The organism is Micromonospora arida (genome assembly GCF_003857035.1).
GTDB lineage: Bacteria > Actinomycetota > Actinomycetes > Mycobacteriales > Micromonosporaceae > Micromonospora > Micromonospora arida.
The window spans coordinates 13,981-28,576 of record NZ_QGSY01000173.1 but is presented as its reverse complement, the minus strand read 5'-3'; the positions used below and the strand labels follow the sequence as shown (position 1 = coordinate 28,576).

Sequence of the window (14,596 nt, the reverse complement as noted above, 5' to 3'; positions counted from 1 at the left end):
ACACGTTGACCCGTACCCCGGGGTGCGGGTTTAGGGTCGCGGGATGCGGGTGGGTGAGTTGGCACGCCGGACCGGAACCACGGTCCGGGCACTGCGGTACTACGAGTCGGCCGGGCTGGTCGTACCCCGGCGGCTGAGCAACGGCTACCGCGAGTACGACCCGATCGCGGTGCGGCTGGTGGCGCAGATCCGCGAGCTGATGGCGCTCGGCCTCACCGTCGAGGAGACCCGCCCGTTCGTCGAGTCGATCGCCGATGGTTCCGACGACACCGACGTGTGCGCGGCGGCGGTCGCCACGTACCGCAGCACCATCACCAACCTCCAGGAGCGGATCGGCAAGTTGACCGCTCAGCGGGACGCGCTGGACGCGCGCCTGGACGCCGCCGCGACCCAGGTCGTACCCGGCAGTCCCGCCGAAGCGGCCGACCCCACCGCGCTGGTCGGCGTCAGATTGCCACCGCTGTCCTTCTACGGCACCGACGGCCGCCCGGTCCATCTCGGCACGCTCGGCCCCGGGCGCAGCGTCATCTTCGTCTACCCGCTGACCGGACGACCGGGTGTCGACCTGCCCAACGGGCTGCTGGAGATCCACGGCGCGCGCGGCAGCACCGAGCAGGCCGCCTGGTTCCGCGACCACCACGCCGAGCTCCGCGCGGCCGGCGCCGCCCGGGTGTACGGCCTGTCCGCGCAGTCGACCGGGTACCAGCGGGAACTCGCGCACCGACTGCGGCTGCCCTACCCGCTGATCCCCGACCCGAGGCTGACCCTGGCCGACGCGCTGAGGCTGCCGACCCGCACCGCGGGCGACATGACGCTCTACGAGCGGTTGACGCTGATCGTCGCCGACGGCGCTGTCGAACACGTCTTCCACCCGATCCCGGACCCGGCGTCGCACCCACTGCACGTGATGCGGTGGCTCACCAAGCGACGCCAGGCAGGCACCACAACTCCATGATCGACGAGACTGGAACGACCCTTCCCCGCGATCTTGCACTTCCTGTCGCGACATAAAGGAAAATTGCGCGCATATCGGCGACCGAAGCTGCAAGATCGGCGCGGACGGGGTGTTGCAACGCGTCGGCCGCGGCCGCCCGCTAGAAGTCGTCGTCGAAGGCGACCGTGCCGGTCACCCCGACCTGGTACGCCGACACCCGCCGCTCGAAGAAGTTGGACAGTTCCTGGACGTCCTGCAACTCCATGAAGCCGAACGGGTTGCTCGACCCGTAGTGCGGCGCGATGCCGAGTTGGGCGAGGCGGCGGTCGGCGACGTGCTGGAGGTACTCCCGCATGTCGGCCAACGTCAGACCGGGTACACCATGGCCCACCAGGTCCTCGGCGAACTGCACCTCACACTCGACCGCCTCGGTGAGCATCCGGCGGACCTTGTCGGCGAGGTCGTCGTCGAACAGGTCCGGCTCCTCGGCGCGGACGGTGTCGACGACGTCGAACGCGAACGCCATGTGCATGGACTCGTCGCGGAACACCCAGTTGGTGCCCGAGGCGAGGCCGTGCAGCAGGCCGCGCGAGCGCAGGAAGTAGACGTACGCGAACGCGCCGTAGAAGAACAAACCCTCGATGCAGGCGGCGAAGCAGATCAGGTTGAGCAGGAACGTGCGCCGGTCCTCGCGGGACCGCAGCTCCCGCAGGTCGTTGAGAGAGTCGATCCACCGGAAGCAGAACTCGGCCTTACGACGGATCGAGGGGATGTTCTCGATGGCCGCGAAGGCCTCGAAGCGCTCCGTCTCGTCGGGCACGTACGTGTCGAGCAGGTTGAGATAGAACTGGACGTGCACGGCCTCCTCGAACAGCTGGCGGGACAGGTAGAGGCGACCCTCCGGGCTGTTGACGTGCTGGTAGAGGTTGAGCACCAGGTTGTTGGCGACGATCGTGTCACCGGTGGCGAAGAACGCCACCAGGCGGCTGACCAGGTGCCGTTCGGCCGGCGACAGCTTGTCCAGGTCGGCGAGGTCGGCGTGCAGGTCGACCTCCTCGACCGTCCAGGTGTTGCGGATCGCGTCGCGGAACCGGTCGAAGAAGTGCGGGTAGCGCATCGGGCGGAGAGTCAGGTCCATCCCGGGGTCGAGCAGCATGTGCGTGGTCCTCGTGTCGGTGGTGCTGGCGTCGGTGGTGTCGGCGGGGGTCACTGGCAGGCCTCGCACGACTCGGGGTTCTCCAGCGAGCAGGCCAGCGCCTCCGCGTCGACGACGACGGGTGCGACAGCGCTGACGGTGGCCTGCTGGATCCGCGTCGCTGGGCGCGAGCGCAGGTAGTAGGTGGTCTTCAGCCCGGCCTTCCAGGCGTACAGGTACATCGAGGAGAGTTTGCCGATGGTCGGCGCGGCCAGGAACAGGTTCAGCGACTGGGACTGGTCGATGAACGGGGCGCGGGCGGCGGCCAGGTCGATCAGCGCCCGCTGCGGCAGCTCCCACGCGGTGCGGAACAGCTCCCGTACGCCGGCCGGCAGCTCGGCGATGTCCTGCACCGACCCCTCCGCCCGCTTGATCGCCGAACGGATCCGCTCGGTCCACAGACCGCGGGCCTTCAGCTCGCGCACCAGAGCGGTGTTGACCTGGAGGAACTCCCCCGACAGGGTCTCGCGCTTGAACAGGTTGGACACCTGCGGCTCGATGCACTCGTAGCACCCGGCGATCGAGGCGATGGTCGCGGTCGGCGCGACCGCCACGAGCAGCGAGTTGCGCAGCCCGTACGCCTCGACCCGCTCACGCAGCGCGGCCCACCGCGCGGTCTGCGTACCCTCGACACCCCACAGGTCGGGCTGGAGCTGGCCCCGCGCGGCCCGGGTCTGCGGGTACGCCGGATGCGCGCCGAAGTCGCGCGCCAGGTCGGCGGAGGTCTCCAGCGCGGTCAGGTACAGCTCCTCGCTGATCAGGGTGGACAGTTCCCGCGCGGCCGGCGAGTCGAACGGCAGCCGCAGCGCGAAGAAGACGTCCTGGAGGCCCATCAGCCCGAGTCCGACCGGCCGCCAGCGGGGGTTGCTCGCCGCCGCCTGCGCGGTCGGGTAGTAGTTGATGTCGATGACCCGGTCGAGGAAGGTCACCGCGGTCCGCACCGTGGCGCGCAGCCGCTCCCAGTCGATGCCGCCGTCGGTGAGGTGGGCGGCGAGGTTCACCGAGCCGAGGTTGCACACGGCGGTCTCGGTGTCACTGGACACCTCGACGATCTCGGTGCAGAGGTTCGACAGGTGCACCACGTTGCCCGGCTCGGCGGTCTGGTTGCAGAGCCGGTTGGCGGCGTCCTTGAAGGTCATCCAGCCGTTGCCGGTCTGGGCGAGGGTCCGCATCATCTTCCCGTACAGCTCCCGTGCCGGGACCTGCCGCACGTAGCGCCCCTGCGCCTCGGCCTCCCGGTACGCGGCGTCGAACCGCTCCCCCCACAGGTCGGGCAGCTCGGGCACCTCGTGCGGGTCGAACAGCGACCACAGCTCGTCGGCCTCGACCCGGCGCATGAACTCGTCCGGCACCCAGTTGGCCAGGTTGAGGTTGTGGGTACGTCGGGCGTCCTCGCCGGTGTTGTCCCGCAGTTGCAGGAACTCCTCGATGTCCGGGTGCCACGGCTCCAGATAGACGCAGGCCGCGCCCTTGCGCCGGCCACCCTGGTTCACCGCGGCGACGCTCGCGTCCAGGGTGCGCAGCCACGGCACGATCCCGTTGGACTGCCCGTTGGTGCCCCGGATCAGCGCTCCCCGGGAGCGGACCCGGGAGTACGCGATGCCGATGCCACCGGCGAACTTGGACAGGTTGGCGACCTGGGCGTACCGCTGGTAGATCGAGTCCAGCTCGTCGAGCGGGGAGTCGACCAGGTAGCAGGAGGACATCTGGGTGTGCCGGGTCCCGGAGTTGAACAAGGTCGGCGAGCTGGGCAGGTAGGCCAGGCTGGACATCAGCCGGTAGAAGCCGACCGCCTCGTCGGCCGTCCGGGACAGGCCGCAGGCCACCCGCAGCAGCCAGTACTGCGGGGTCTCCAGCACCAGCCGGCTGGTGGGGTGGCGCAGCAGGTAGCGGTCGTACACCGTGCGCAGGCCGAAGTACTCGAACCGGCGGTCGCCGTCCGGGTCGATGGCGTGGTCGAGGGTCGCGGCGTGTGCGGCGACGAACGCGGCGGTGTCGTCACCGATCAGGCCCTCGGCGTGGCCGACCCGGATCGCCGCGCTGAACGAGGTGATGCCCTGGCGACGCACCTCCTTGTCGACGTAGCCGGCCAGCAGTCGCGCGGCGAGGCGCGAGTACTGCGGCTCCTCACCGATCATCTCGGCGGCGGTCTGGATGGACAGCCGGTCCAGTTCGGCAGTGGTCGCGCCGTCGTAGAGGCCGCTGATCGTGCGGGTGGCCACCCGCATCGGGTCGACGTCGGTCAGGTCGTCGGCCCACCGCTCGACCGCACGGACGATCTTGTTCACGTCCACGGGTTCGGTGCCGCCGTCGCGCTTGCGGACCTGCATCGGCGTCCGCCGCACTGCCGCGTCGCCGCTGGCCGGGACTACCTCGGTGACTGTCACCACTCGCTCCTCGGAGTTCGAGACCTGGTGGCCCGGACGCGAGGAGACAGACACCGACGGACGCCACGCCAGTCCGGCATGGGGTCAGGTGGCGTCAGCCGTCCCACGCGGCCTCGGACCGCCGCCCACCCGGGTGCGGGTACGCGGCGCGCTGGCAGGTCTTCGGACTCGCGGGCACGACCGGTCTCGCCGGTCTCCTACTGGCCGTCGCTTCCCAGGCCGATTGGTGGCCCAGTGCTGTTGACGGCGGTCGTTCCCACTCACCGCTGCGGGACAGTCCCGGATTTCCACCGGGTTCCCTGTTGCCTCGACCGCCCCGGATGAGCGGCCGAACCAGCTACGCCCGACACCATATATAGGGGCGCAGCCGTTGTCACACCCCACATGTCGGTGTCGGGCGTGTCGGCGCCGACTCGGTGATCACTGTCACCACCCCGACCGAAAATGCCATGCCGACCGACGCCAGGCACCGAGACGGGGGCTCTCCACCGGGTGTCGACAGTCGACAAAGATGCGATGTATCCAGGCCATGGTGGCGCAGGCCGCATTCATGTGTCGTCGTCGATGCCCCGCAGGGGATGGAACATCCAATCTCCACGGACCGCCACTCCCGTCACCTTCACCCGCCAACCGGCATGATGGGCGGCAAGGCGGATCAGCCCGGCGAGGCAAACATCATATGTCTGTGGGCCTGCAGTGATCGACATCGTTGACGTGCTGGAGCGGCCCTCCGTATACTCCCAGTGATCATCTGATCTTTAGCCTAGCCGGGCGAGGAGCGCATGCCGCAGATCACCGCCGTCACCGTCGAAGACGTCCGCTTCCCCACCTCCCTGACCGCTGACGGGTCAGACGCCATGAACAAGGACGGCGACTACTCGGCGGCCTACGTCGTCCTGCACACCGACGGCGTCGACGGCGTCGGCGCGCCACTCGCGGGGCACGGCCTGACCTTCACCATCGGTCGAGGCAACGACATCGTCGCGGCGGCAGCAGTCCACCAGGCACAGCTTCTCGTGGGCCTGGACGTGGCGACGATGGCAGCGGACATGGGCGCGGTCTACCGCCTCCTCACCTCCGACTCGCAACTGCGCTGGCTCGGTCCGGAGAAGGGTGTCGTCCACCTGTCCCTGGCGGCCGTGCTGAACGCGTCGTGGGACCTGGTCGCCCGGCTCGCCGACAAGCCGGTGTGGCGGCTGCTCGTCGACATGTCCCCCGAGCAACTCGTCGACATCGCGGACCTGCGCTACCTGTCCGACGCGCTGACCCGCGACGAGGCACTGGCCATCCTGCGGGCCAAGGAGGGCACGAAGGCCGCCCGCCTCGCCGAGCTCGACCGGACCGGCTACCCCGCCTACACCACCTCGGCGGGTTGGCTCGGCTACGGCGACGACAAGCTGCGCCGCCTGTGTCAGGAGGCGGTGGACACCGGCTACGGCTACGTCAAGCTCAAGGTGGGCGCCAACCTCGACGACGACATCCGCCGATGTGCGATCGCGCGGGAGATCCTCGGACCGGATCGCAACCTGATGATCGACGCCAACCAGGTGTGGGACGTCGGTCAGGCCATCGAGTGGGTCACCGCCCTCGCCCAGTTCAAGCCACTGTGGATCGAGGAGCCGACCAGCCCCGACGACATCCTGGGCCACGCGGCCGTCCGCCGCGCCGTCGCTCCGATCGGCGTCGCCACCGGCGAACACTGCCACAACCGGGTGATGTTCAAGCAGCTGTTCCAGGCCGAGGCCATCGACTTCTGCCAGCTGGACACCGGCCGGCTGGCCAGCATCAACGAGATCGTCGCCGTGCTGCTGCTCGCCGCGAAGTTCGACGTCCCGGTGTGCCCGCACGCCGGCGGTGTCGGGCTGTGCGAGATGGTCCAACACGTGTCGGTGCTCGACTACGTCGCGATCTCGGGGGACCTCACCAACCGGGTCACCGAGTTCGTCGACCACCTGCACGAACACTTCACCGATCCCTGCATCATCCGGGACACCGGTTCCGGCAGCGGATACGTCCTGCCCAGCCAGCCCGGCTACTCCACCCGGATGCGTACCGAGTCGGTCGCGCTCTACCGGTTCCCTGACGGCCACTACTGGGCGGCGACAGACCCGACTACCGTGTCATCTCCGGAGGCGGCGTACGTGATCGCGGGTGGGAAGGCCACCCCCGCCGGCCGCTAGGGGGATCATGTCTCGCACTGACGAAGTGGTCAACGGCATCAAGCGGATGATCCTCGAAGGGCAGTTCAGGCCCGGGGACCGGTTGCCCATCGAGAAGGACCTCGCCGAGCAGCTCGGTGTCTCGCGGGGGTCCCTGCGCGAGGGGATGTCGGCCCTGTCGATCCTTGGCATCGTCAACATCCGCCAGGGCGACGGCACCTACGTCACCAACCTCGACGCGCCACAACTGCTGGCCCCGATGGGTTTCGTGGTGGACTTCCAGGGCCAGGGCGATCCCCGGCACATCCACACCGTTCGCCGTCTGCTGGAGTGCGAGGCCGCCTGCCTGGCGGCGACCAGGATCACCGACGAGGCCCTGTCCCAGGCGGGTGACCTGCTCGACGAGGCGGCCCGGTTGATCGGCCAGTCACCGCCGGACCACGAGCGGATCATGGAGATCGACATCGCCTTCCACCGGATCATCGCGGTGCACGCCGAGAATCCGGTGCTCGTCGGCCTGATCGAAGCCTTCGCCGGGCGCACCATCCGTGGCCGGCTCTGGCGGAGTCTGCACGAGGAGGGTGCGGACCTGCGCACCCATGACGAACACGTGGCGATCCTGAAGGCCCTCGTGGCACGCGACCCGGAGCGGGCGCGCACCCGGATGGCCAACCACCTGATCGGCGTGGAGGAGTCGTTGCAGGGGTTACCCGACGACGCCGACACCGGCATCGAGTCGGCCCGGTCGTGACGGCCGATGTGCGGGTCTCACGGTCGGCTCCACATGCTGCCACCGGCGAACTGCTCGTCCGAGATCGCCCGGTAGAGATTGCCGCCCTGGGGGGGCGCCGAAGCCCTGGGGGCTCACCCGCAGCGGCGGACCGACGCCGCTGCGGGTCGCCGGACGGGCGGGATCACGGGCGCCCCGCTGGACGACAGCCGTCACCGCTCGTCCCGATCCACGTTGGTGCTGCCGGTCATCGCCGCGACCAGATCGTCGGTGGTGACCTCGTCGGCGCGGAGTTGGGCAGCGCGCCGACCGAGGCGCAAGACCTCGACCCGGTCGGCGATCTCGAGCACCTGAGGCATGTTGTGGCTCACCAGCACCACCGACATGCCCGCGTCACGGGCACGCCGAACGACGTCGAGCACCCGCCCGGTCTGGACCACGCCCAGGGCCGCGGTGGGCTCGTCGAGGATGACCACGTTGGTCGCCCAGATGATGGCCCGGGCCACCGCCACGCACTGCCGCTGCCCACCGGAGAGCATCACGATCGGGGTGGTGACCCGAGGGATCCGTACGCCGAGTTCGTCCAGGGCGGCGGCGGCGCCCTGGCGCATGGCGCGCTTGTCCAACAGCCCGAGCCGGCCGAGCGGTCCGGAGCGGAGGATCTCCCGGCCGAGGTACAGGTTGGCGGCCACGCTGAGGTCGTCGGCGACGGCGAGGTCCTGGTAGACCGTCTCCACCCCCGCCCTCCGGGCATCGACCGGAGTGGAGAACTGGACCGGACGGCCGCCCACCCGGATCTCGCCCTCGTCCGGCGGGTGCACACCGGACAGGGTCTTGATCAGGGTGCTCTTGCCGGCGCCGTTGTCACCGATCAGCGCGACGACCTCACCTCGGCGGACCGTGAAGTCGGCGCCACGCAACGCCTCGACGTGCCCGAACCGCTTGACGATGCCGCGGGCTTCGAGGACCGGCGGTTCCGCGTCGGTGGGTTGCTGATCGCTGTCCGCGATGGCAGTGGGGATCGCGCCCATCACTGCACCGGCGGGTTGGCGCAGCTGGGCTCGAGCACCGCCTTGATCTCCGCCGAGTCGATGTTCTCCTTGGTGACGAACGTGACGCCGGTGTCTGCCGACGCCAGCGGCGCCTTGTCCCGAAGGTGCTTGACCATCTTGTCTACGCCGAAGTAGCCCATCTTGAACGGGTTCTGCACGACCAGCGCCGAGATCTGGCCGCTGCGCACCCCGGCGATCTCGTCCGGGGCCGCGTCCCAGCCGATGATGACCACCTTGCCGGACTTGCCGGCCGCCTGGATGGCCTGCGCGGCACCGAGCACGCTCGGCTCGTTGGCCGCGAAGACGCCGGCGAGCTTGGGGTTGGCGGTGAGGATGTTCTCGGTGACCCGTCGGGCCTCGTTGACGTCACTGCGGCTCGGCTGCTGGCCGACCAGCTTCAGGTTGGGGTACTGGGCGAGGCCGGCCTTGAAGCCGTCGACCCGCTCGGTGTTGGTCTGCGATCCGGGTTGGAACTCGACGAGCGCCACCTCGTGGTTGCCGGGGCCGAGCTCGGTGGCGAGCAGCTTCGCCGCCTCGGTCGCCGACGCGCGGTTGTCGGTGGCGAAGAGGGGCACGTTCGACGGCTGCGGGCTGGTGCCAGAGTCGATCATGGCGACCGGGATGTCGGCGCTGAGCGCCTTGTCGGTCGCCGGTGCCAGCGCGCTGGAGTCGGTCGCCGCGTAGACGATGCCGTCGACCTTCTTGGTGACGAAATTCTGGATCAGGTTGACCTGGCCCTCGACGTCGGTCTCGGTGGTCACCCCGTCCCACTGGACGGTGACGTCCCCGGCGCGCTGCGCGGCGCACTCGGCGCCCGCCTTGACCGTGTTCCAGTAGTCGGCCCCGACCGCCTTGGGTACCACGGCAAGCTTCAACGGGCCGCTCGCGTCCTTGGTCGCGCCGTCGCCGCCGTCACGGACCTCGACCCCGCCGCAGGCACTGAGCAGGGCGGTCGCCGCAGCCGCGGCCAGGATCGCCTGCGCGCGCAGGAGTCGTCCTCGCGTCCGCCGGCTGGTGGTGGTATGTGCCATGGTGTGTGTCCTTCCTCGTTCGGACTCTCGGAATGGCATGTCAACCCCGTGATTCCAGCCGCCGGCGGCGGTACTGGTCGAAGTAGACGGCGGCCCAGATGATCACGCCGACGATCACCTGCTGGTAGTGGATGCTGATGTCGAGCAGGACGGCACCGTTGCGGACCAGGGCGATGAGGAACGCGCCGATGATGGTCCCGACGATCCGGCCCTGCCCGCCGAACAGGCTGGCTCCGCCGATGACGGCGGCGGCGATGACGTCGAGTTCCAGCGAGATCCCGTAGTTGGGCTGGCCGGAGTTGACCCGGGACGCGGCGATCATGCCGCCCAGCCCGACCAGCACGCCGGCCAGGACGTACACCCCGGTCAGGTGCCGCCCGACCCGGATGCCGGAGCGGCGGGCCGCCTCCAGATTGGAGCCCATCGCGTAGGTGTACTGACCGAAGCGGGTCTGGGAGAGCAGGAAGGCGACCCCGACGGCGACCAGGACGGTGATCACCACGGCGAACGGGATGCCGAGGATCTGCCCGTTGCCGAGCAGTTGGAAGGACCGCGGCAGGCCGTACACGCCGACTGCTCCGGTGATGATGAAGACCAGGCCGCGACCCACGGACATCGTCCCCAGTGTCGCGATGAACGGCGGAATCCGGGCCACCGTCACCAGCAGGCCGTTCAACAGCCCGGCCAGCGCGCCGACGCCGATCGCGACCGCCGTCGCCGCCCAGAGCGAGAAGCCGAGGTCGCGCACGACCATCGCGCCCAACACGCCGGCGAGCGCCGCGACCGAACCCACGGACAGGTCGATGCCCTTCGTGATGATGACCATCGTCTGGGCCGTGGCGATGATGGCGATCACCGCCGTCTGGGCCCCGATGTTGAAGAGGTTGTCCGCTGTCAGGAAGTAGGGACTCGCGAAGGTCAAGGCGATGAACAGAACGACCAGCGCGGTCGCGGCGGTGAACTCGGAGACGGCGTGGGAGATCCGTTCCCGGAACCAGTCGCTGAGTTCGCCGCGCTGTGTGCCGGCGGTTGCCTCGGCGCTACTCATCGTCGGACCTGACCTCCCCAAGCGCGGCGCCGGCGTCCGACGGGGACCCGCCGACGAGCCGAACGCCTGTGAGCGACCGACCCCGCTTTAACGGTGGTGCGGCTAGGTAGCCACACATCCCCTGGAGATAGGTCTGATGTTTCCCACGATCAGGCGTTACCTTGCCACGCATTCACGTATGTTGCCAAGGTCTTGCGCGCATGTTTTGCCATCGTTACCTGCACCGTCGAAGGCATACGTCCGACCAAATCGACATCGCTGCCGCCGTCAGCATGTTATCGATAACATGCTATGTCCCCAGTTGGGAAGGCGCTGCCGCCTCAGGACGGGGCCAGCCGGTAGACCCGGCTGGCGGTCTGGCGCCAGATCGCGGCCCGCTCGTCGTCGGTCAGCGGGTCCAGCAGGTCACCGAGGACGGTGACCCAGCGGGTGTACGAGGTGGCGAGCAGGCACACCGGCCAGTCCGAGCCGAACATCAGCCGATCCGGCCCGAACACGTCCAGGGCGTGCTCGACTGCGGGCCGCAGGTCGGCCGTCGTCCAGGACCCGCCGTCCACCTCGGTCACCAGGCCGGAGAGCTTCGCCGTCGTGTTGGGCTCGGCCGCTAGCGCCCGCAGGTCGCGCTGCCAGTCACCGAGATCGGCGCGCCCGAGCGGGGGCTTGCCGAGGTGGTCCAGGACGAACCGCACCTGGGGCAGGTCGCGGACGAGGCGGGCGGCCGCCGGCAGCTGACGATGGCGCACCAGGAGGTCGAAGGCGAGGCCGGCGGCACCGACCGCGGCGATGCCGTGCCGCACGTCGGGGCGGTCGAGATAGGTCGGGTCCGGTTCGGACTGGACCAGGTGGCGGATCCCGACCAGCCGTTCGCCGCCGCGCGCCCTGCGTAGTCGGGCGAGGCGACGGTCGACATCGGCGGCGGTGAGGTCGACCCAGCCGACGACCCCGGCGATGAGGGGATCGTCGGCCGCGATGCCGAGCAGCTCGGGCGTCTCCGACCGAACCGCGACGGACTGGACGACCACGGTCTGGGTGACCCCGGCGGCCCGGGTCGCCGGGGCGAGCTCGACCGGCGTGAAGTCGTCGTCGATCGCGGGCATGGTGTGCGGGTCGATCCAGGGCTGTGGGTGCCGCGCCCGGACCCAGAGGTGATGATGCGCGTCGACGATGCCCGGCCGGCGCGCGACCTCGCCGGTCGTCACCGGACCCGTCCTGACGCGTTCTCGTCCACCCCACACCCCGCCCAGCCGCTGATCGAACCCTCCGGGTCAACCCGGAGCCACAGAGTCGATCTGGCAGGTTGACCATGTTAGCGGTAACAGACTGTTGTTGAATCCCGGAACGCGCGCCACGACCAGCTCCCCGCAGTGTCGCCTTTTGGTCTGACGAATCCCCTGGCGCCTGCGGCTGGGGCGCCTCGCTGACGTGCCGGTATCCGGACGCGGTCGGGGCGCAGGGTCCGGGTTGACCGTCTGAGGCGGCACCGCTACCGTCGACCCACTATCTGCGGCGACGCGAGGGAAGCCGGTGTGAATCCGGCGCGGTCGCGCCACTGTGAGCGGTTCCCCAACCACAACTGGGGGCCGCGAGCCAGGACGCTCGGTCGTCCGCAGCCTTGCGATGGGGACGCGTCATCCCTGGGGAGGTTCGTGTATTCATGTCCAGCTCCGCTTCCAGCCAGCCGGTGGTGCACCCCGCTGGCAGTGTCCGTCTACTGTGGCCGGTCTTGGCGACCGTAGCCGTGCTCACCCTGCTGGCGTACCTCGTCGCCTTCGACCAGGGGGCGGTGTCTCGCAGCGGGATGTACCTGCACGAGCTGATGCACGACGGCAGGCACCTGCTGGGTGTCCCGTGCCACTGAACACCACCACCACTCCCCCGTTCGTCGCCGTCCTCGTTCGCGGGCTGCTGGCCGGCCTGATCGCCGGCCTGCTCGCCGGGACGTTCGCGTACGTCGCTGGCGAACCGCACGTCGAGGCAGCCATCGCCATCGAGGAGGCGGCGACGCACGCCGAGCCCGCCGCAGGCGCGCACGATCACGAGGACGCCCTGGTCGGCCGGACGGGTCAGCGCGGCGGTCTGTTCCTCGCCACCGGCCTGTTCGGGGCCGCGATGGGTGGCCTGCTGGCCACGGCGTACGTCCTGCTGTCCCGGCGGCGGCGCGGCGACGACGACGGGCGGTCCGGTCTGCTGCTGGCCGGCGCGGCGCTGCTCGGCGCGGTGATCGTGCCGTTCCTCAAGTACCCGGCGAACCCGCCGGCGGTCGGCGACCCGGCCACCATCAACCAACGGACCGTCACCTACCTGTTGATGGTGGTGCTCGGGCTGGTGGCCGTGTGGGCCGGCTCGCTGGGCTACCGGTCGGTCGGCGCCCAGGCGCCTACGTGGCTGCGCGCCACTGCGGCCGTGGGCGGGTTCCTGCTGGTCACGGCAGTGTCGTACGTGGTGATGCCGTCCTTCCAGGAGGTTCCGGCGGACTTCCCGGCGACCCTGCTGTGGAGTTTCCGACTGGCCTCGCTCGGCACCCAGGTCGTGCTCTGGACCGGCATCGGCCTGCTGTTCGCGGCCCTGATGCACCACGAGCGGCGTCGTCGGGCCGGCACCGCACTGCCGAGCACGTGACCGGCACCAGCCTCCGGCTGGTCGCCCACGGTCACACCGCCGCTCTGCGCCGGACCCGCTTCGGCGGCGCCGACGACGGCCTGGACGAGGGTGGCCTGCGTGCCGCACTCGCCCAGGCCCAGGCGGGTGCGGACCGGCGCGGGCCTCTCGGCGTGAACGCCACCTGCCTCTCCAGCCCCGCGGTGGCCGCCCGACAGACCGCCGACGCGTTCGGCCTGCTGCCGACGATCGAGACCGCGTTGGCCGACTGTGACTACGGGGACTGGTCCGGCCGGTCGCTTGAGGAGATTGCTGAATCGCAGCCGCAGGCGCTGCACGACTGGCTGTCCGCACCGGAGTCCGCGCCGCACGGCGGTGAGTCCGTCACGGCCGTGCGGGATCGGGTCGGCGGCTGGCTGGACGAGCAGCAGAAAGCCGGTGGACGCGTCATCGCGGTCACCCACCCACTGGTGATCCGGGTCGCGGTGGTGCACGCCCTCGGCCTTCCGATGGCGACGTACCGGCAGGTGGACGTGGAGCCGCTGGCGGTCGTCCGGCTCACCAGCCGGGGCGCAAGCTGGCAACTCCGACTGGGCGCGCCGCTAGCGGCTTGAGTTCGCACCGAACGGCGTCGCGGTGCTGCGCTCGTCGATCCGGCTGGAACCGCTGGGTTCCGCCACCGAACAGGACCTGGTCGGGCCGCTGCGTGCCCTGATCGACGCGCTGCTGCCACCGCGCTGAGCCCGACTGGGCGCTCGGCTCTGCCTCAGCCCACGCGGGTGTGGACCAGTGCGGCGGCGCGACCCAGGGCGGACTTCTCGACGGCGGACAGCGCGGGGTCGACCCGGCGCAGACCCACCGCACGTCGTAGTTGGCTGGCCCGGGGCGGCTCGGCGCGTCGCTGAAAGGCATCGAGGCCGTCCCGAGCAAGATCGGCGAGTTGCGAGTCGTGACTGACCGCCACCTCGGCGAGGATGAGAGCGGTCATGGCCACGTCCAGGTCGGCCGGCCCCTCGGTCGCGTTGCGCCAATCGATGACCACCGGTCCGCGCGAGGTCACCATGACGTTCTGTGGGTGCAGGTCGAGGTGCAGGACGCGGTCCGCCGGGTCGGCGCTGACCCGGGCCGGCAGGGTGTGGAGGCGGTCGTGCAGGCCCACGAGCAGGTCGGCGGCCGCGCCGATGCCGGTGCGCCCGGTGAGCATCGACGCCAGGAGAGTCTCGCCGTGGAGTCGTTCGAGCACCAGGTCGGGCCCTTGGGCGTCGTACACCACGGGCACCGGGTAGCCTGCGGCCGCGACGTAGGCCATCAACGCCGCCTCGGGCGCGCTGTCCCCGCCCTGGCGGTAGCGGCGCAGCACCCGCGACTCGTCGAGCGCGTAGACGTCGGCGTCGCGCCCCGAGGCGAGCAGCGCGTGGTCGGCCATGGCAGACGACGCTAACAGTGGGTTGCGCGACAAGCG

Annotated in this window: 13 protein-coding genes and 2 riboswitches; of the genes, 6 read left to right on the top strand and 7 right to left on the bottom strand. The window is 70.1% G+C overall.

Going from position 1 to position 14,596, the window contains the following annotated elements; all coding sequences use genetic code 11:
- The first annotated feature begins 43 nt into the window (after window positions 1-43).
- Window positions 44-955: a MerR family transcriptional regulator gene (locus DLJ58_RS15045; protein WP_124856895.1), complete on the top strand. Its 912-nt coding sequence runs from the start codon at window positions 44-46 to the stop codon at window positions 953-955.
- A 139-nt stretch (window positions 956-1,094) separates the two neighbouring features.
- Here DLJ58_RS15045 and DLJ58_RS15040 read toward each other — a convergent pair whose 3' ends face one another.
- Together DLJ58_RS15040 and DLJ58_RS15035 are read right to left on the bottom strand one after the other, a co-directional pair.
- Window positions 1,095-2,090, bottom strand: a complete 996-nt coding sequence (locus DLJ58_RS15040) for a ribonucleotide-diphosphate reductase subunit beta (RefSeq protein ID WP_124856955.1) — start codon at window positions 2,088-2,090, stop codon at window positions 1,095-1,097.
- A gap of 50 nt (window positions 2,091-2,140) precedes the next feature.
- Window positions 2,141-4,459: a ribonucleoside-diphosphate reductase subunit alpha gene (locus DLJ58_RS15035; RefSeq protein WP_244218947.1), complete on the bottom strand. Its 2,319-nt coding sequence runs from the start codon at window positions 4,457-4,459 to the stop codon at window positions 2,141-2,143.
- A 193-nt stretch (window positions 4,460-4,652) separates the two neighbouring features.
- A riboswitch (cobalamin riboswitch) is annotated at window positions 4,653-4,869 on the bottom strand.
- A 429-nt stretch (window positions 4,870-5,298) separates the two neighbouring features.
- On the opposite strand from DLJ58_RS15035, the gene DLJ58_RS15030 reads away from it, so the two are divergent.
- Window positions 5,299-6,696, top strand: a complete 1,398-nt coding sequence (locus DLJ58_RS15030; RefSeq protein ID WP_124856893.1) for an enolase C-terminal domain-like protein — start codon at window positions 5,299-5,301, stop codon at window positions 6,694-6,696.
- 7 nt (window positions 6,697-6,703) lie between these two features.
- Window positions 6,704-7,426 (top strand): FadR/GntR family transcriptional regulator, encoded by a 723-nt coding sequence (locus DLJ58_RS15025; protein WP_124856891.1) that lies wholly within the window; start codon window positions 6,704-6,706, stop codon window positions 7,424-7,426.
- A gap of 191 nt (window positions 7,427-7,617) precedes the next feature.
- On the opposite strand, the gene DLJ58_RS15020 is transcribed toward DLJ58_RS15025, so the two are convergent.
- From DLJ58_RS15020 to DLJ58_RS15005, 4 genes are all read right to left on the bottom strand, one after another.
- Window positions 7,618-8,436 (bottom strand): ATP-binding cassette domain-containing protein, encoded by an 819-nt coding sequence (locus tag DLJ58_RS15020; protein WP_124856887.1) that lies wholly within the window; start codon window positions 8,434-8,436, stop codon window positions 7,618-7,620.
- The gene (locus tag DLJ58_RS15015; protein WP_124856885.1) at window positions 8,436-9,488 is read right to left on the bottom strand and encodes an ABC transporter substrate-binding protein; all 1,053 of its coding nucleotides are present in this window, start codon (window positions 9,486-9,488) and stop codon (window positions 8,436-8,438) included. The genes DLJ58_RS15020 and DLJ58_RS15015 overlap by 1 nt, the downstream gene beginning before the upstream one ends.
- Before the next feature lie 40 nt (window positions 9,489-9,528).
- Window positions 9,529-10,536 (bottom strand): ABC transporter permease, encoded by a 1,008-nt coding sequence (locus DLJ58_RS15010; protein WP_091406814.1) that lies wholly within the window; start codon window positions 10,534-10,536, stop codon window positions 9,529-9,531.
- Between the two features lie 320 nt (window positions 10,537-10,856).
- The gene (locus tag DLJ58_RS15005; RefSeq protein WP_124856883.1) at window positions 10,857-11,735 is read right to left on the bottom strand and encodes an amidohydrolase family protein; all 879 of its coding nucleotides are present in this window, start codon (window positions 11,733-11,735) and stop codon (window positions 10,857-10,859) included.
- Between the two features lie 274 nt (window positions 11,736-12,009).
- A riboswitch (cobalamin riboswitch) is annotated at window positions 12,010-12,155 on the top strand.
- Between the two features lie 104 nt (window positions 12,156-12,259).
- Between DLJ58_RS15005 and DLJ58_RS15000 the strand changes: the two genes are divergently transcribed.
- From DLJ58_RS15000 to DLJ58_RS14990, 3 genes are read left to right on the top strand one after another with little or no spacing between them, the layout of a single operon-like run.
- Window positions 12,260-12,394: a CbtB domain-containing protein gene (locus tag DLJ58_RS15000; RefSeq protein ID WP_244218944.1), complete on the top strand. Its 135-nt coding sequence runs from the start codon at window positions 12,260-12,262 to the stop codon at window positions 12,392-12,394.
- The gene (locus DLJ58_RS14995) at window positions 12,385-13,155 is read left to right on the top strand and encodes a CbtA family protein (protein WP_124856880.1); all 771 of its coding nucleotides are present in this window, start codon (window positions 12,385-12,387) and stop codon (window positions 13,153-13,155) included. Before DLJ58_RS15000 ends, DLJ58_RS14995 begins: the two co-directional genes overlap by 10 nt.
- The gene (locus tag DLJ58_RS14990; protein ID WP_208741104.1) at window positions 13,152-13,748 is read left to right on the top strand and encodes a histidine phosphatase family protein; all 597 of its coding nucleotides are present in this window, start codon (window positions 13,152-13,154) and stop codon (window positions 13,746-13,748) included. The genes DLJ58_RS14995 and DLJ58_RS14990 overlap by 4 nt, the downstream gene beginning before the upstream one ends.
- Window positions 13,749-13,900: 152 nt before the next feature.
- On the opposite strand, the gene DLJ58_RS14985 is transcribed toward DLJ58_RS14990, so the two are convergent.
- Window positions 13,901-14,560 (bottom strand): phosphotransferase, encoded by a 660-nt coding sequence (locus DLJ58_RS14985; protein WP_124856877.1) that lies wholly within the window; start codon window positions 14,558-14,560, stop codon window positions 13,901-13,903.
- Window positions 14,561-14,596 lie beyond the last annotated feature (36 nt).